The organism is Sporosarcina sp. NCCP-2331 (assembly GCF_023707945.1).
GTDB classification, from domain to species: Bacteria; Bacillota; Bacilli; order Bacillales_A; family Planococcaceae; genus Sporosarcina; species Sporosarcina cascadiensis.
On the sequence record NZ_BRCD01000001.1, the window covers coordinates 175,874 to 191,691 of the forward strand.

Below are 15,818 nucleotides of genomic sequence, written 5' to 3' on the forward strand. Positions count from 1 at the left end.
TATAAGACGACTTCTAACTAGTCGTCTTTTTACTATTACTACGAATAAAGGAGTTGCTGGTCTATGAAAATAAACACCTACATTGAAAATGAAGGACTGCTGGCAGGCATGACGATGAAAGACAAGGCTGAACCCGAAAACGGCAACATGGCACTCCACGCCTGTGAATCTGCAGATCATGTCCGCAGCAACCGACAGCAGCTGGCGGGATTCCTTGGATGTTCGCCTGCTGATTTCGTCTTCGCCAATCAAACACATAGCGCGAATTTTCATCGTGTGACAGAAGGCGACCGGGGACGCGGAGCGGATGACCGGGAAACCGCCATCCCGGAGACGGATGCGCTGTATACATTTGATTCGGGTATTGTCCTTTGCACTCTGACAGCAGATTGTGTGCCTGTTATTTTTTACAGCGATGAAAATTCGTTGACCGGGGTTATTCATTCCGGCTGGCAAGGAACAGTGAAGGAAATTACGCTGAAATTATTCCGTCATTTGCAGCTGGAGGAACAATGCGATCCTCGGCGTATACACGTGCAGATCGGTGCGGCGCTCAGTCAGGAAAAGTTCGAAGTCGATGAAGATGTCTATATAAAATTCCATGATCTCGGCTATGCAGATGAATTTATAGAATATAATGCAACGACAAATAAATACCATATTGATAATCAGCTGACGGTGCAAAAGCAGTGTGAACTGGCCGGAATTCCTGCTGAGAACATAACAATTGACCGCACCTGCACATTCCAGAGTGCTGAAGGTTTTTCTTATCGTGAGGATAGGAAAGCGGGACGTCATGTGAGTTTTATTCAGAGAAAAGCATGAAAAAACAGCGTTGTTTCCGGGAGAGAAATCTCATTCCGGAACAGCCCTGTTTTCATTTAGTTGAATTAAAGCAGCAAAAGCGCCAAAGTTTGCCGGCACCGAACCAAACTCCCTGACGAACGAACCAAAACAGCCGTCAGCCGCACGTTCAATCTTATCCTGCAAAGCTCCAATTGCTCTCTATGAGCGCACGAAGCAACTCCATGATCAAATTCGAAAGCTCCATGATCACGTGAAGGACCGCCATGATCACCAGAGGAAAGTTAATGAGCACGAGCATATTTTTATGAGCGCACGCACCAAGTTCATGATCACCAGCGGCATTCCGCAGCATCCCCGACCCTACTTCAGCTCCAACTTCACATCGCCTTCCAGGTAATTTGGATAGGCAGACAGCTCCAGCTTCAGCGGATTTTGGTGATCAGTCGGACTGAAGCTGATATTCCAGTGATCGAAACCGTCTATTGTATACATCCCGGTGGATGTTTTGTTCACTTCTTTTCCTGCCGAATCTGTTATTGAGCTGAATAAATCATAATGCACGCCGTTCTCCCCTTCGCTTGGCATCCGGAGTTCCACATGATATTTATCTGATTCCACCAGCTCGATTTTCTGATCGGCCGGCTGATTGAGCCACTCTCCTGTTTCGGTGTTAATTTCCGCAACTGCATCTTCCTGCCTGACTGCCTGCACTTTGTTCATGCGTAAATAAAGCTTTTTCGGCTGGTTGAAGTAATTACTTTGCAGGAAATATGTTCGTCTGCTGTCGTCCACTTCACCAAAAGCCGTGGTGCCGTTTTTGATAGAACTCCAAACTTCTCCTTTTTCGTCTTCCAGCCTCATATCTTCAAAATTAAGGATTTTCATGCGATTAGATGGATCAAGCACAATCTTTACTCCCACCCGCAGCGGCGAAATGGTGACAGTTTCCACTGTAAACTTTTGTGAATCAATTTCGACTTCTTGATTCAATGTATATACTTCGCTGGATTTTATTTTCTCCGGGACAGTAAACGGCACAGAAAACGCCGTACCCTCTCCACTCACCAGCGCCTCCACTTTCAAATCGAATGAAAGATTTTGCGATAGATAGGGATCTACAAAATGAAAATCTATACGATCTGTATACTTTCGGTCCTTTTCATCCTCTTCCTGCGGCGAACCGTATGAAACACTTCCTTCCGGCATGCCTCCTTCCATTTCTAAATCGACAGTTTCTATCCTTATACGTTCCAGCAACTGCTCCGAATCAATCGTATAGAACACATTCATTCCTGATTCATCCAAAATGACTCCGTCGATTGTAAGTGTCAGATCGCCGATTGTTTGCGAAGCTCCGATCTGCTGATAATAATCATTTTGAAACGCTGCATCGAGACCTTTGTCCATTGAGATGAGTTCAACGAATTTCTCCATTCCTGGAATGGAAGCCACCGCATTCGCAAACGCAGGAGAAACACGGATCGAAGTAACAAACGTCAAAAGCAGCAGCGCAACAACCGCGACAGTGCCATAGAACCGCTTGCGTCTTTTCCGTACCTGCCGAGTTTCCCGCTTCGCCCGCTCCATTCCTTCACGAATTGCCTGATCAGCTTCAGTCAAAGGCAGGGGGCGACTGTCCAATTGCTCTTTCAACTTCTTCAACTTTTCCTCTTCCTTCTCATACATGTCCGGTTCCCCCCTTCTCTTCAAAATAAGATCGTAGTGTCCGCAAAATTTTATGCAGCCGCGATTTCACTGTTCCTTCCGGGATATTCTCCAGCTGTGCGATATCTTTGATTTTTACTTCCTGAAAATATTTCAAATAAATTAACTGCTGCTCTTCATTTGATAATCCAGCCAGCGCCTCCTGCATTTCGAGGTATGAGACATCTTCTTTTCCTGCTGCATATATACCGGCGTTATCCGATGTAAATCGCTTATTATTTTTCAATTGATCCTGGCAATAGTTCATCATGATGCGGATCAGCCACGTTTTGACAAAAGCCGGATTTTTTACTGTGTGAATCTTTTTATAAGCACGGTATGTCACTTCTTGCAGCGCCTCCAGAGCGTCATGCTCATTCCGCAAGAACGCAAGAGCCGTCCGCAGAAGATCTTCTTTATATAACTGCATCAGCGCGAGAAAGGCTTCATCATCGCCTGCAATCGCTCTTACTTGTATCTCTCTGTCTGTTGTTTCCATTCAGTCCCACCCCCGCTTCTTATACATTAGACTGCGCAAACCTGAAAAAGTTCAACTGTTTTTGAAATTAATAAGGACCCCGGTCATCACTCGGGGTCCCGTTGACATCTAATTTTATTCCAATACCCCAGACCACTCTTCCTTCCACTCATTCACTGCCTCATCAATTTCTTCTTTTGCCGCTTCAGCTTCATCATTTTTCTGGTTTTTCAGTTCTTCAAAATGTGTATTTCGCATCTCTTGCTGCTGCTTTGCTGTTTCAATTACTTCATCCGCTGCTTCATCGCTGATATACCCTTCATTGCGCAGGAAAGAGGCAGCATCTGTAATTCTTTGGCTTTCGCGCGTCGCAAGATTGGTCAGCCGGCCATATAAATCAATCAGCTCTTCCATTTTCCAGACAGAGTCCTGCAGTTTCACACCCTGCTGGGTAATCACTTGCATACGGCTGGGCTGCCATTTATGGATCAGCACTTCTTCAAATTCTGATTGGTTTCGAACCGTCGCATATTGACCGCCCCCTGCCTCCGCCACTTGCTTAAGCTGGTTTTGGCCTTCATCATCAACGTCAAAACCGATAATGTTGACCTTGGCTTCAATTTGACTGTCATGCAGCCGCTTCGCTGCTTTCATCGGATCGCCGCCGCAAGTTTCTACGCCGTCACTGACGATGTAGATGATATTACGGTGCTGTTCTCGATCATAATCAGACAAGTACTCGCGCGCTTTTTCCATAGCACCTGCCAATGGCGTCCATCCGCTTGCCTGAAATGAATTCAATGCTTCATGAAACGATTCTTCATTATAGGCATTTAACGGATACAGATTATCTATAGATGCACACGACAACTGACGGTCCGCCTCCGTGCCTTTTCCTTTATGACCATAAGCGAATAATGCAATATTCACCGTATTATCCAATCCGCTGGTGAATTGATCAATTGCATCTTTTGCCAGATCCATCATCGTTTCCCCCTGGATTTCGGCTTTCATGCTGCCGCTCGCATCCATCAAGACAACAATATTGGTCTTTTGGGCTTTCGCACGTTCAATTTCATCTTCTCCATCCGGCAGTTCAGGCATGATATAGCCATGATCGAAATCTTTCAGCTGCTCATAGTACTTCTTGTACTGGCCTGAACCAAGTGTATACACCAGATAATTATAGACATGGTCAGCATCTGCTTCCGGATGCTCTTTAAAATAGCCTGGCAAATCATTCTCCACTACACTCTTAAACGTATCTTCATAAAAACGGAGGTAATGAACGAAATTAACCGTCCGCGATGCCTCAATATCAGGATCCATGAATTCTTCCACCAATGTACCCGGAGGCTGTTCCATCAACTCCTCAATGGTTTGTGCAGCAGTTGGAAAATTATCGCCTCCGTTTTCCTCTGTCACTTCTTGATCATCTGTATTTGCAGCAACAGAATCCTGAATCTGCTGATCCTCTGTTTGATTGGAACAAGCTGCCATCAGTAAGAAACTGCATGTAATAAATAAGAACATGATCTTTCTGCGTGTCATTCCGACCCCTTCCCTTCGTAACTATCTGTACTCTATTTACGTTTTGACAGACGAAGAGGTTTCTATGTAGAACTTCCTGACTTTTCCACTACAACTTTCATTACATAGTAAAAAAGACGCTGACTAGGTCAACGCCTTTCTGAATTTATATTAAATCTTAAACTTTTCAATTGCGTCATTCAGTTCTTCACTGAGCTCGGTCAGTTTCATTGCTGAATCCGTTACTGATTGGGTAGCGCGCAGCTGCTCTTCTGTTGATGCACTCACTTCCTCACACGCTGCTGCTGTTTCCTGAGAAGTTGCAGCCATCATCTGAATGGTTTGTGCCACTTGTTCTTTATATTCTGACACGCTCTGCACTTGACGGAATACATCATCAATTGACTCCTGCATACCGCTCATCATTTTCGAGATGTCTTCAAATATCATTTCTGTATCTTCCACGACACCACTTTGACGATGAAAGTTATCCATTGTCTCTTGCATTTGGGCCGTAACCATTCTGGATTCTTCCTGTAGCTCCAGCACAGTTACCTTGACTTCGTCTGTAGAGCGGGCAGATAGCTCTGCCAAATTTCGTACTTCATCAGCCACTACCGCAAAACCTTTTCCATGCTCTCCTGCGCGGGCAGCTTCAATACTTGCATTTAACGCCAGCAGATTAGTCTGAGAAGAGATGCCGGTTATAGTTTCCATGACACTGCCGATTGCTTTCACCTTATCTCCAAGATTGCCGATTACGCTGAACATAGATTTCAAATCGTCTTCCCAATCTGTGAATGAACCCTGCATCTGCCTCATCTGACTGGAACCTCTCGTGTTCATCACACCGGCTTGCTGGGCCATTTCCGTCATCTGTTGAGAGCGGCTGGCAATTTCATTGATTTGGTCGCCTAATAACTCTGCCTGGGCAGTGACCTCTTCTGCGTCCTCAGCAGATTTTGATGCACCTTTTGCAATTTCATGAACAGCATGAGCCACTTCTGAGCTGGAAGCACTGGTTTCTTCCGCCACAGCACTCATACTCTCTGAATTCATTCTGACATCTTCTGAAGATCGATTGACCACTGTAATGATCTCGTCCATATTCTCGACCATCGTGTTAAATGAATTTCCTAAATCACCAAATTCGTCCTTCGACTGATTAACGGAACGGACAGTCAAATCACCTTGTGCGACAGAGGCCATAAGATTTTTCAGCGCACTTACCGGTCTCAATGTTCTGGACATCAATACGTATAAGAAAGCAGCGATGATGATCAGTGTAAGTACGGTAATCACAATCATGGAGATTCTTAACTTGGATGCCATTGCGTTCACGTTCTCCGTGTCATAAACCGCACCGATTTTCCAACCCAAATCAGGGAGTGTAGAATAGACCATTAAGTGATCCTTGCCATCTAATACATACTCGAGGATGCCTAGTTTCTTATTTTCCTTATACAGTTCGGCAATGAAAGGAAAATCCATGACGCTTTCCCCTTGAAGAGTGGGGTGTGAAATAGCTGTGCCTGTATTGTCCAGCATAATCGGATAACCATTGAAACCCAAATCGGTTGATTCCAGTTCTGATGTAAATGTGGACAAATCCAGTGTGATACCGATTACCCCGGCAACCTTTCCGCCTCTTACAACTGCTTTTGCACCTGTAATAGCCAATTCATTCGTTCCTGCATCTATATATGGATCTGTCCAAAATACTGAATCAGGATCTTTTTCAGCTCCTATGTACCAGCCTCTGCTTGTTGGATCAAATCCTTCTTCCATTTCAATAAACGGAACATGAAGCATATTTTTATCAGGTGTCGCATAATAAATAAAAGTTGTTTGGTCATAGACATCTAAAAAGTCCTGTAATTCTTCATGGAGCGGCTGCTGCGTGGTCGATTTAAACTGAGCGGAAGTACTTTTATACCCTTCGAAGTCTGATGATTTTGCTAACTGATCCAGACCTTTCTCGAATTGCCCTATGTATTTCTCTATCGAACGACTCATTTCATTCACAATCGCTGCACTTGCTTCCACATTGTTTTCAAAGGAATTACTTTGTACAGCCGAACTGCTAAAAACTGTCATTACAGTGGCTCCTAAGAAAAACAGAACCATAGAAGTGGTGATGATTTTTGTTTTAATTGATCTTTTCATGTACTATTCTCCCTATCCGTGTATAATGTTATACAAGTTAGTTATCGGTCAAAGGACTCAAAACTTTAGTTTTTTTCAAATATTTTTAAAAATATTATATTTTAAAAAAGAAAAATCCCCTCTACCTAAAGTAAAGGGGACTGCTGTTATACCATATGATAGTTATTGCTTTTTCTTACTATCATTCTGCTTGGTATCCTTGCGTACGTCGGTAAAGTCCGGCTCATCACCGAATTCTGTGCTGTAATCCATATTTCTGGCTGTGTCCCGGTTTGTTCTAACCGCTTCTTCCGCCTCTTCATCCGGACGGAACAGCAGTGCTATCGCAGCTAAGCCGCTAAGCCCTACTACCGCATAAATAATCTTTGCCAATAGAGTGTTCTGTCCTCCAAAAATAGTGGCTACCAAGTCAAAGCTGAAAAATCCGATCAGTCCCCAGTTAAGAGCACCTATAATGACCAAAGCCAATGCAACCCGCATAAACATACTCATTCCATACACCTCCTCGGCATCACATGATTGAATCCAATGATGAAGATTCTTTCCTATGATTCGCCAATCGGGCGTTTTCATGCATCTTTCATGAGGATTCGGTTCTATTTCATTGTGTGCAGCTCTACAGTAGAAGAAGACTACAAATGAAAGCAGGGATGATGTGCGCATTGACGGAGTGTTCTCAGGCGGCGGATTGAAAGGATTTGCATTAGTCGGGGCTGTACAGGAATTGGAGAGACAGGGTTATCAATTTGAACAAGTAGCCGGAACAAGTGCTGGCGCCATATTGGCCAGTTTTTTAGCGGCCGGTTATACAGCAGATGATATTGGGGAACTCTTAGCAGAAGAAGATTTTCAGTCACTCCTTGATCCCAGAAAAACACTGCTTCCGTTTCCTTTCATGAAATGGGTTTCGCTTTATTGGCGGATGGGACTGTACCAGGGAAAGGCACTGGAAGACTGGTTTTTCGATAAGCTGGCTCGCAAAGGCTGCTATGCATTCGGCGATTTGCCGAGCGGTTCATTAAAGTTAGTCGCTTCTGATCTGACCAATGGCAAAATGATGGTGCTTCCTGATGATTTAGAGCAATACGGTTATGATCCTGACAAATTTTCCATCGCCAAAGCATTGCGCATGAGCTGCGGTATCCCTTACTTTTTCGAACCCGTCCGTCTCGACGCACCGAAAGGCACTATTGTTGTAGACGGCGGCGTGCTCAGTAACTTTCCCATGTGGATTTTTGACGATAGGAAATCAAAAAAGCGTCCGGTGATCGGGCTGAAATTAAGCCGGCGCCAAGAAGACATGCCGGGGCGTACCATCCATAACGCGTTACAGCTATTTGAAGCTTTGTTCTCCACCATGAAAAATGCACATGATGAAAAATATATATCCCGTGAGCACGAACAAAACATCATCTTCATTCCGGTCGATGATTACAGCGCCACACAATTTGACATGACAGAGGAGCAAATGGAAGAACTGCTTACGATCGGAAGAAACCGGACAAAACAATTTCTGCGGACCTGGTCCCCCAATCGTTTGCAGTTAGTCAGACAGCAAAATGTCATCTAAATGAAATATTTGACTGATATTCAGTTTATAACCGCTTTGTATCGGGTAAATTGACTTATAAGGAGGGTCGCGATTATGAATAATATAAAAGAGAGTTTCATTCTCAGCCGAGAACTTCAACTTCTGACAGACGAATACAATACTGCACCCGCCGATATCAAAAGCATTATCCTTGAAGACATCAAGCTGCTTACATCAGCAATTGCTTTATTGCTGGGCGAGTTATAATACATTACACCCGGTTGATTTCACTATTTACTCAACTAAGCAGTTTCTCAAGCTGCTGATCCCGCTCCAGTCTTTCTTTTTCCGTTGCCAAATCATATTTTTTCAATAGATGAAACACCTCATTCAATGTCTCCTGTCCCAATGGCCTTCTCAAAAAAATCTCACAGCTTTCCATTAGACTTACCGGTAAATAATCCCGCTGTTCTTGCAGCTTTTTCAGCGTGTCTTCTTGTGAATGATCTATTGTACATCTGCCCATTAATCTACACTCCCTTTGCACCAGCTTATCACAGTATTTAGACAATTTGAAATAACGCTTGGCCAGTTGAACCTTTGCCAGTCTCAAAAGTTTTATCTTAATTTGACAATTCAGAGATTGCCTACTATACTAATTCTACTATTACAAGATCGGAGTGACGGGTGGACGATGGATAACTAATCTATGGCAAATGAATGAAACGAATATTTTTTCGCTTTCAACACCATAGGATTAGTCTGTACATTTTGCCGCCCGCACAATAATTGTGTGTTTTTTACACATGGCTAATCCTTCTAAACTATTCGTTTAGAGGGATTTTTTTCTTTCTAAACAAAAGGAGAGAGATTATGCAAATCACGGTATCGCATCGTTTATTCGAAGAAAAAAACGTATCCATTAAAAAAGGTGAAGTAATTGGAATTATAGGAAGGAATGGTTGTGGCAAATCTACCTTACTGCATCAACTACACGCAGCCATCAAAACGAGCTCCCTTGTGGAGCAAGAAACACAAAATGAAAAACTGGACTATACATCTGAAGAGTTGGCTCTTCTGAGTGATTGGAGAGTACCTCACTTTGCTTACAGGGAATTAAGCGGAGGCGAGCAATTAAAGATACGGTTAGCCAAGGCTTTAACATCAGGCGCCTCTATTATTTTACTTGATGAACCAACTAATCACTTGGATGAGGCCAGTGTAACAAAATTAATTGAAATAATTACAGCAAGTTCTAAGACTTGGCTCATTGTTTCGCATGACCGCTTCTTTTTAGATCAAATCACGACAACTATCTGGGCAATTACTGATGGTAAAATAGATGTATTGCCTGGTAATTACAGTCATTATGAATCTTGGCGTAAAGCACAGCGCGACAGCCAGGAACACGCATATGCTGTCCAACAAAAAAATATAGCGCATGTCGAACAGCAGATGGACGATTTGAAAAAATGGTCCGCCACTATGCATAAGGAATCTACGGCTTCGCACCATCCAAAAGCAATGGGTGCGAAGGAGTATTACCGCACCAAGGCCAAACGTGCAGATCAGCAAGTGAAATCAAAAAGAAAAAAACTGGAACAGCAGCTGCAGGAACATCGTGTGGAAAAGGTAAGTAAAGAACAAAGCATTCACTTCTCCATTAAAACGGAACAAACAGTGGGCAAACGGATACTGGAGATAAAAAAAGGTGCGGTTTATCCAGTATTACGAGATATCAACCTGGTAGTGACACGCGGCGAAAAAATCGCAATACTCGGTGCCAACGGAGCCGGAAAGTCTACTCTACTGCGTGCGATTTATGCTAGTACTGTGAGTCAGGGAGAACTGTGGCTTTCTGAATCGGCTAATACAGGTTATTTATCTCAATCCGTTTTTGACCTCCCCCTTCAGCAAACTGTTGCCGAATTTTTTTCGTATGAAAACTTTGATGAAGAAGGCCAGATTCGTACACAGCTTATCCTTTTAGGTTTCAGCGATGCTCACTGGCACACAGTGATTAATAATTTAAGTATGGGCGAGCGTATTAAACTCAAAATTGCCCAATTTATTTTTGAGGATAGAAATCTGCTGATATTGGATGAACCAACCAATCACCTTGACCTCGCCTCACGTAAGCAGCTGGAAGAAACATTAGCTGCTTATGAAGGCACCATACTATTAGTTTCACATGACCATTTCTTTCGTGAGAAAATCGCAACCAGAAATGTCATAATTAAAAACGGAACCCTTCATTTACCTAACGCTGTGAACAATACAAATGAAGAACTGCTTGCACTAGAAACAGAAAAACAAGCCGTGTTAGGAAAACTATCCTTTATGACACCGAAAGATCCGCAATATAAGGCTCTGGACAAGCGATTCAATGAATTATTACAACTAATCAAAAATGTGAAATCCTAACGCTGCAATTAAAGATCAAGTAAAATATTCCAGCTTCGCATTCGGGAAATATTCATCGATATAGCTGTACAGCCTGCCCTTAATCTGATCTTCCTCATTTTTCGGATAAATATACTTACCGATTCCGTATTTCCCCCATTTATACCGGCGCTTTTCTTCATCCAGCTCAAGCTTCGTCTTGGGATAGTTTTTTTCTATGACTTTCTTAGCCGGTTTTGTAAATCGATGCTGAATTAATTCGAAAGTGATGTCATCCCGGGCGTCTTGCGGCAGTTCTTCATCGAGGCGTTCAAATAAATGACGGTAGCCCTCTTCCCAGCCATCATGCAAATAAATGGGTGCTACAATGAAACCAAGCGGATAGCCCGCCCGTGCCACTTTCCCCGCTGCCTCGATTCTTTTATCCAGCGGGGAGGTGCCGGGTTCAAAATTTTTGATAACGTAATCCGCATTGACGCTGAAACGGAAGCGAGTATTGCCATTGTGCTCCGCATCTAATAAATGATCGACAAAATGAAACTTCGTTACGAATCGCAGACGGCCAAGCTCAGTCCGGCCGATATGCTCAATCGCCCGTTTTAATGAATGAGTCAGGTGATCTATGCCCACGATATCGGAAGTGCAAGTCGCTTCAAAACGAGTGATTTCCGGTGCACGCTCTTCGATATACTTGTCGGCAGCCTCTAAAATTTCTTCCACATTCACATACGTCCGGATATACGGCTTGGTCCCCATCGTCGTCTGCAAATAGCAGTAATGGCAATGGCCCATGCAGCCTGTCGCCAGCGGAATGGCATACTCCGCAGACGGTTTGGAAGTATCGAATTTTAATGTCTTTCGGATACCGACGACTAATGTGGACTTGGCAATGCGATATTTCTGGGCATCTGTCTCACCGGGCAGATTACGCACTTGATTATGTGAAGTCGTATAGCGGATTTCAATGTCCATCGCTTCAAATTTACGTTTCAATTCTTGTCCGAGCGGATATTCCAAGGCATTCGGTTCAAAGTAGACTAACTGCGGAATGAAAGGTTTGTTCATTTCAGCATGATCTCCTCGCATATCTGATTTTCTGTAGTGTGAGCCATTTCAATTAGATTATAAGGAAGACAGCTCATACTTCTGGCAATTTAAAACTAGGAACGCCTCAACATAATTGGGACTGCACAAGAATTCAGTTAGCTGACTTCTTATGCAGCTCCCTTTTTTATTGTTGACACCACTGCATCGACCGTATATACTGTGCATATACAGTTTACTAAAGAAAAGGGTGATGTATTGAATATCGTCATCTCCAATTCGGTGAATCAGCCGATTTATCTGCAGATTAAGAACCAGTTGAAGGAGCAGATCTTGCTGGGAGAGCTGAAAGAGAAGGAAGCGTTGCCTTCCATTCGAAAACTTGCAAAAGATCTGCAGATCAGTGTCATTACGACAAAAAAAGCTTATGAAGAATTGGAACGAGATGGCCTGATTGAGACGTTTCCCGGAAAAGGCTCCTTTGTCGCTGCGCAGAACCATGAACTTTTGAAAGAAGAACAGTTGAAAAAAATTGAAGAACAGCTAGCCAGCGTCATAGAAGACAGCCGGGCGTTTGATGTAGGCCTCGAGGAACTAATTCATATGCTGACATTGCTGCACGAGGAGTGAAAAAAATGGAAAATATAGCGGAAGTACGAAACCTGACGAAGCGGTTCGATGGTTTTGCGCTGAATGGCCTCAGCTTTGACATTAAAAAGGGATTCATTACCGGATTCATCGGAGCCAATGGTGCGGGGAAAACGACGACCATTCGCTGTCTGATGGATTTGATCAAAATCGATCAAGGAGAAATACAGGTGTTTGGCGAGTCACACGGCAGCCATACTGCCGAGATTAAGGAGCGCATCGGTTTTGTTTACGACGCAAACTTTTATTATGAAGATCTAACCATCGAGAAAAACAAAAAGATTCTCGCCCCTTTTTACTCTCAGTGGGATGACGAACTTTTCTATCGCTATCTGCAAAAATTCAAACTGAATAAAGCGAAACGCGTCAAACATTTATCGAAGGGAATGCGAATGAAGTTTGCACTTGCGATGGCTCTGTCACATCACCCTGATTTTATTATCATGGATGAACCGACAGCTGGCCTCGATCCGATTGTCCGCCGGGAGCTGCTCGATATGATGCAGGATCTCATACAGAACGAGGAAAAAGCGATTTTCTTCTCTACTCACATCACGACTGACTTGGAAAAAATAGCAGATTTCATTATTTTCATTCATGAGGGGCGCATTATCTTTCAAGGGGAAAAAGATGAATTTACAGAGCGCTATGTGTTAGTGAAAGGCAAATCGGAGCAACGCGGGCTGCTTGAAGGACTGTCTGTGATTGGCATGCGCGCAACAGATGTCGGATTTGACTGTCTGGCGGATACTTCGGAAATCCCTCAGGAGCGTTTGGAGCCTTTTCTTACGGAAAAACCAAGTCTTGAAGACATCATGTATTACACAGGAAGGAGCAGATCCGAATGAACGCTTTGATACGAAAAGATTTATATACGCAAAAGGCGAGTACTTATTTCCTTGCCGTCCTGTGGTTTATCATATTTACAAACTTTTTCACGGACGGCCAGCCTGTGCGTCATGTGCTGCTGCTGATTTTCACCGCTTATTTCATAGCTATTTCCAATTGCAATAAGGCTTTCGAAAAAGAATCTGTCCTAGTGAACAGTCTGCCGGTTACAAGAAAACAATTTGTACTGGCCAAGTATGCGGCAGGTCTCATGTGGTTCGGACTGTCCGCGGCAGCCGTTCTGGCTTACATCTTCCTGTTCGATACGTTTGCCCCCTTCCCTACCAGAATGATGACGATACCTGAACTGCTTATCGCGCTCGGCAGCTTTTTCATTATTATTTCTTTGTTCTATCCCCTGCAATTCAAAGCGGGCTATGTATTGGCAACTTCTTTGACCATCATACTGCCTTTATTTAGTATGATGTCGTTCAGAATCATACTGAATATCATGGAAAATCCGAGGATGGTCGCAGAACAAAATTTCTTTCTGAAAACAGCGGAGCTTGTTACCGCTAACCAATGGACAGTCGCATTCTCAGTCCTTCTGGTCAGCGCTTTGCTGACATGGCTGTCTATATTATTATCGTTCCGAATTGTCCGCAAAACGGATTTTGATCATGCGTAATTTTCTAAATCCAATAACTTTTTTAAATAGAAATCGTTAGTTATTAGAGTACAAAATTCATTTGAGGCAAGTAAAAGGAGGATGTATGTTATAAAACCAATAGTCGAATTACAAAACCTGACGAAAGTCATTGGAAACAAGAAAATCATTGATAATGTGAGCCTGTCTTTATATCCCGGCCAAATCACCGGCTTTCTGGGGCCGAACGGAGCAGGCAAAACGACGACGATCCGGATGATGGTCGGACTGATGAAGCGGACGAGCGGCGAAATTCTAATAGACGGCAAGCCGCTTTCTGAGGACTTTGAAGAAGGTCTGGCGAAAGTCGGTGTTATCGTAGAGAATCCCGAGATGTATAAATTCATGTCCGGCTATAAAAACCTTTTGCACTTCGCACGCATGCAGAAAAATATCAGCAAAGAGCGAATTGATGAAGTCGTCCGGCAAGTCGGACTGGAACAGCGGATTCACGAAAAAGTGTCCACTTATTCCCTCGGCATGCGGCAGCGTCTTGGTCTGGCACAGGCTTTGCTTCACCGGCCAAAGTTCTTGATCCTGGACGAACCGACAAACGGACTGGACCCTGCAGGCATTAGGGAATTCCGTGAACACTTACGGGTCATTGCTGAAACGGAAGGAGTATCTGTCTTCGTTTCCAGCCATATGCTTTCAGAGATCGAATTAATGTGTGACCGGATTGCGGTGATCCAAAACGGCCGCCTCGTCGATATACGTGACATGTCGGTATCTGTACAGTCTCATTATTATTTGGAACTATCCCCTGCCGAAAAAGCAAAGGAGCTGCTGATTTCAAAAGGTTTTACAGTGGAATCACTTCCTGTAGGATTGGTGATGCCGGCTGAGAAAAGTCAGGTGCCATCTATCATCCAGCTGCTGACTGCCAATGAAATCGAAGTGTTCGCTGTACAGCCGCACCGCAAAACACTAGAGGATCAATTCCTGGAAATGACGGGAGGCGGACAGATTGCTGAATCTCATACGAAATGAATGGATGAAACTGTGGGCTAAAAAAGGGACATGGATCATGACGGTTCTGCTGATTGCCTGCGTCATCGGTCTGATGGCGCTGACGAAGTGGATAAACAATCAGAATACGACCGAGCATACTGACTGGAAAGCCAACACACAGGAGCAATTACAATATACAAAGGAAGCGATTGAACGCGGTCTGCCGGAGATGGAACGAGAGCAGAATGAAGAAACTGTTAAGATTTTGGAATACCGGCTGGCGAATGATATCCCGCCGCTTGCTGAAGACGGCCGGGAATCGCTGATCATTAACCCGGTAGGCATCGGCAGTCTTGTCGTACTGCTTACCGTCATTGTTGCAGCGGGAATTGTCGCCTCCGAATTTTCCCAGGGAACGATTAAGATGTTGCTGACGCGGCCTGTCAAACGATGGAAGATCATGACGTCTAAATACGTGACGGTTCTATTATTCGGTATCCTGCTAATGTTTATCGGATTTGCAGTCACCGTGATCTGTGCGTATATTCTGTTCCCTGCAGGAGCGGGTCAGGAATTGAAGTGGGACGGCAACGCGGTTGTTTCGGTATCTGTCTGGGGGCATGGCTTGTATATGCTTGTTCTGGCTTTCGTCAACGTCATCATTACGGCCACATTTGCTTTCATGATCGGCAGTGTCTTCCGTTCAAACGGGATGGCCATCGGTCTATCTCTGTTTATTTTCTTTACAGGTAATATGGTTGTTCTGCTGCTTTCACAGTATGAAATTGTAAAATATCTGTTGTTCACACATATGGACTTGACGATGTATGAAAGCGGTTCAGTATTTGTGGATGGAATCACTATGCCGTTCTCACTCGCTGTTTTGACGGTTTACCTGGTTATTTTCTTGTTGATCAGCTATACCGTATTTACGAAACGGGATATTACTGCATGATGCCTGCCTTCTCATCAAAAAAAGCTGTCTTGGAAGTGAAATTACTTTCAAAACAGCTTTTTCTAAT

At 43.8% G+C, this 15,818-nt stretch carries 17 protein-coding genes; 9 read left to right on the plus strand and 8 right to left on the minus strand.

Features of this window, described 5'->3' with window-relative positions; all coding sequences use genetic code 11:
- The first annotated feature begins 63 nt into the window (after positions 1 to 63).
- Positions 64 to 825 carry a purine nucleoside phosphorylase YfiH/LACC1 family protein gene (locus NCCP2331_RS00870; RefSeq protein WP_251667859.1) on the plus strand — a complete coding sequence of 254 codons (762 nt, stop codon included), beginning with the start codon at positions 64 to 66 and terminating at the stop codon, positions 823 to 825.
- A 154-nt stretch (positions 826 to 979) separates the two neighbouring features.
- Here NCCP2331_RS00870 and NCCP2331_RS00875 read toward each other — a convergent pair whose 3' ends face one another.
- The 6 genes from NCCP2331_RS00875 to NCCP2331_RS00900 form a co-directional block, all read right to left on the minus strand.
- On the minus strand, positions 980 to 1,159 hold the full coding sequence (locus tag NCCP2331_RS00875; protein ID WP_251667861.1) for a hypothetical protein: 180 nt from the start codon (positions 1,157 to 1,159) through the stop codon (positions 980 to 982).
- Between the two features lie 8 nt (positions 1,160 to 1,167).
- Positions 1,168 to 2,493, minus strand: coding sequence for a DUF4179 domain-containing protein (locus NCCP2331_RS00880; RefSeq protein ID WP_251667862.1), 1,326 nt, complete (start codon positions 2,491 to 2,493; stop codon positions 1,168 to 1,170).
- Positions 2,486 to 3,010 (minus strand): sigma-70 family RNA polymerase sigma factor, encoded by a 525-nt coding sequence (locus NCCP2331_RS00885; RefSeq protein WP_251667863.1) that lies wholly within the window; start codon positions 3,008 to 3,010, stop codon positions 2,486 to 2,488. The genes NCCP2331_RS00880 and NCCP2331_RS00885 overlap by 8 nt, the downstream gene beginning before the upstream one ends.
- Positions 3,011 to 3,124: 114 nt before the next feature.
- Entirely contained in the window at positions 3,125 to 4,540 is a 1,416-nt protein-coding gene (locus tag NCCP2331_RS00890; protein WP_251667864.1) for a VWA domain-containing protein, read from the minus strand.
- 150 nt (positions 4,541 to 4,690) lie between these two features.
- The gene (locus NCCP2331_RS00895) at positions 4,691 to 6,685 is read right to left on the minus strand and encodes a methyl-accepting chemotaxis protein (protein WP_251667865.1); all 1,995 of its coding nucleotides are present in this window, start codon (positions 6,683 to 6,685) and stop codon (positions 4,691 to 4,693) included.
- Between the two features lie 162 nt (positions 6,686 to 6,847).
- Entirely contained in the window at positions 6,848 to 7,177 is a 330-nt protein-coding gene (locus NCCP2331_RS00900; protein ID WP_153721606.1) for a DUF378 domain-containing protein, read from the minus strand.
- A 163-nt stretch (positions 7,178 to 7,340) separates the two neighbouring features.
- Between NCCP2331_RS00900 and NCCP2331_RS00905 the strand changes: the two genes are divergently transcribed.
- Together NCCP2331_RS00905 and NCCP2331_RS00910 are read left to right on the plus strand one after the other, a co-directional pair.
- Positions 7,341 to 8,255: a patatin-like phospholipase family protein gene (locus tag NCCP2331_RS00905; protein WP_153721605.1), complete on the plus strand. Its 915-nt coding sequence runs from the start codon at positions 7,341 to 7,343 to the stop codon at positions 8,253 to 8,255.
- A 75-nt stretch (positions 8,256 to 8,330) separates the two neighbouring features.
- Positions 8,331 to 8,483 (plus strand): hypothetical protein, encoded by a 153-nt coding sequence (locus NCCP2331_RS00910; protein ID WP_153721604.1) that lies wholly within the window; start codon positions 8,331 to 8,333, stop codon positions 8,481 to 8,483.
- 31 nt (positions 8,484 to 8,514) lie between these two features.
- Here NCCP2331_RS00910 and NCCP2331_RS00915 read toward each other — a convergent pair whose 3' ends face one another.
- The gene (locus NCCP2331_RS00915; protein WP_251667866.1) at positions 8,515 to 8,742 is read right to left on the minus strand and encodes a group-specific protein; all 228 of its coding nucleotides are present in this window, start codon (positions 8,740 to 8,742) and stop codon (positions 8,515 to 8,517) included.
- Between the two features lie 347 nt (positions 8,743 to 9,089).
- Here NCCP2331_RS00915 and abc-f point away from each other — a divergent pair, with 347 nt between their 5' ends.
- A complete protein-coding gene (gene abc-f / locus NCCP2331_RS00920) occupies positions 9,090 to 10,640 on the plus strand; it encodes a ribosomal protection-like ABC-F family protein (protein ID WP_251667867.1) in 1,551 nt (516 codons plus the stop codon).
- Positions 10,641 to 10,655: 15 nt separating this feature from the next.
- Here the strand turns inward: abc-f and splB are convergent, their stop codons facing one another.
- Positions 10,656 to 11,684: a spore photoproduct lyase gene (gene splB, locus NCCP2331_RS00925; RefSeq protein ID WP_251667869.1), complete on the minus strand. Its 1,029-nt coding sequence runs from the start codon at positions 11,682 to 11,684 to the stop codon at positions 10,656 to 10,658.
- Positions 11,685 to 11,921: 237 nt separating this feature from the next.
- On the opposite strand from splB, the gene NCCP2331_RS00930 reads away from it, so the two are divergent.
- From NCCP2331_RS00930 to NCCP2331_RS00950, 5 genes are all read left to right on the plus strand, one after another.
- Positions 11,922 to 12,293 (plus strand): GntR family transcriptional regulator, encoded by a 372-nt coding sequence (locus NCCP2331_RS00930; RefSeq protein WP_251667871.1) that lies wholly within the window; start codon positions 11,922 to 11,924, stop codon positions 12,291 to 12,293.
- A gap of 5 nt (positions 12,294 to 12,298) precedes the next feature.
- Positions 12,299 to 13,159 (plus strand): ABC transporter ATP-binding protein, encoded by an 861-nt coding sequence (locus NCCP2331_RS00935; protein WP_251667873.1) that lies wholly within the window; start codon positions 12,299 to 12,301, stop codon positions 13,157 to 13,159.
- Complete coding sequence (locus tag NCCP2331_RS00940) at positions 13,156 to 13,827, plus strand: ABC-2 transporter permease (RefSeq protein WP_251667875.1); 672 nt, start codon at positions 13,156 to 13,158, stop codon at positions 13,825 to 13,827. The genes NCCP2331_RS00935 and NCCP2331_RS00940 overlap by 4 nt, the downstream gene beginning before the upstream one ends.
- A gap of 81 nt (positions 13,828 to 13,908) precedes the next feature.
- Positions 13,909 to 14,835 carry an ABC transporter ATP-binding protein gene (locus tag NCCP2331_RS00945; RefSeq protein WP_251667877.1) on the plus strand — a complete coding sequence of 309 codons (927 nt, stop codon included), beginning with the start codon at positions 13,909 to 13,911 and terminating at the stop codon, positions 14,833 to 14,835.
- The gene (locus NCCP2331_RS00950; RefSeq protein WP_251667879.1) at positions 14,813 to 15,751 is read left to right on the plus strand and encodes an ABC transporter permease; all 939 of its coding nucleotides are present in this window, start codon (positions 14,813 to 14,815) and stop codon (positions 15,749 to 15,751) included. The genes NCCP2331_RS00945 and NCCP2331_RS00950 overlap by 23 nt, the downstream gene beginning before the upstream one ends.
- Positions 15,752 to 15,818 lie beyond the last annotated feature (67 nt).

What these genes read in the sequence shown, in the direction of transcription:
- NCCP2331_RS00875 (WP_251667861.1), bottom strand. Translation starts at nt 1,159, where the DNA reads ATGCTGCGGAATGCCGCTGGTGATCATGAACTTGGTGCGTGCGCTCAT.
- NCCP2331_RS00910 (WP_153721604.1), top strand. Translation starts at nt 8,331, where the DNA reads ATGAATAATATAAAAGAGAGTTTCATTCTCAGCCGAGAACTTCAACTT.
- NCCP2331_RS00870 (WP_251667859.1), top strand. Translation starts at nt 64, where the DNA reads ATGAAAATAAACACCTACATTGAAAATGAAGGACTGCTGGCAGGCATG.
- NCCP2331_RS00935 (WP_251667873.1), top strand. Translation starts at nt 12,299, where the DNA reads ATGGAAAATATAGCGGAAGTACGAAACCTGACGAAGCGGTTCGATGGT.
- NCCP2331_RS00915 (WP_251667866.1), bottom strand. Translation starts at nt 8,742, where the DNA reads ATGGGCAGATGTACAATAGATCATTCACAAGAAGACACGCTGAAAAAG.
- abc-f (WP_251667867.1), top strand. Translation starts at nt 9,090, where the DNA reads ATGCAAATCACGGTATCGCATCGTTTATTCGAAGAAAAAAACGTATCC.
- NCCP2331_RS00880 (WP_251667862.1), bottom strand. Translation starts at nt 2,493, where the DNA reads ATGTATGAGAAGGAAGAGGAAAAGTTGAAGAAGTTGAAAGAGCAATTG.
- NCCP2331_RS00890 (WP_251667864.1), bottom strand. Translation starts at nt 4,540, where the DNA reads ATGACACGCAGAAAGATCATGTTCTTATTTATTACATGCAGTTTCTTA.
- NCCP2331_RS00895 (WP_251667865.1), bottom strand. Translation starts at nt 6,685, where the DNA reads ATGAAAAGATCAATTAAAACAAAAATCATCACCACTTCTATGGTTCTG.
- NCCP2331_RS00945 (WP_251667877.1), top strand. Translation starts at nt 13,909, where the DNA reads ATGTATGTTATAAAACCAATAGTCGAATTACAAAACCTGACGAAAGTC.
- splB (WP_251667869.1), bottom strand. Translation starts at nt 11,684, where the DNA reads ATGAACAAACCTTTCATTCCGCAGTTAGTCTACTTTGAACCGAATGCC.
- NCCP2331_RS00940 (WP_251667875.1), top strand. Translation starts at nt 13,156, where the DNA reads ATGAACGCTTTGATACGAAAAGATTTATATACGCAAAAGGCGAGTACT.
- NCCP2331_RS00900 (WP_153721606.1), bottom strand. Translation starts at nt 7,177, where the DNA reads ATGAGTATGTTTATGCGGGTTGCATTGGCTTTGGTCATTATAGGTGCT.
- NCCP2331_RS00885 (WP_251667863.1), bottom strand. Translation starts at nt 3,010, where the DNA reads ATGGAAACAACAGACAGAGAGATACAAGTAAGAGCGATTGCAGGCGAT.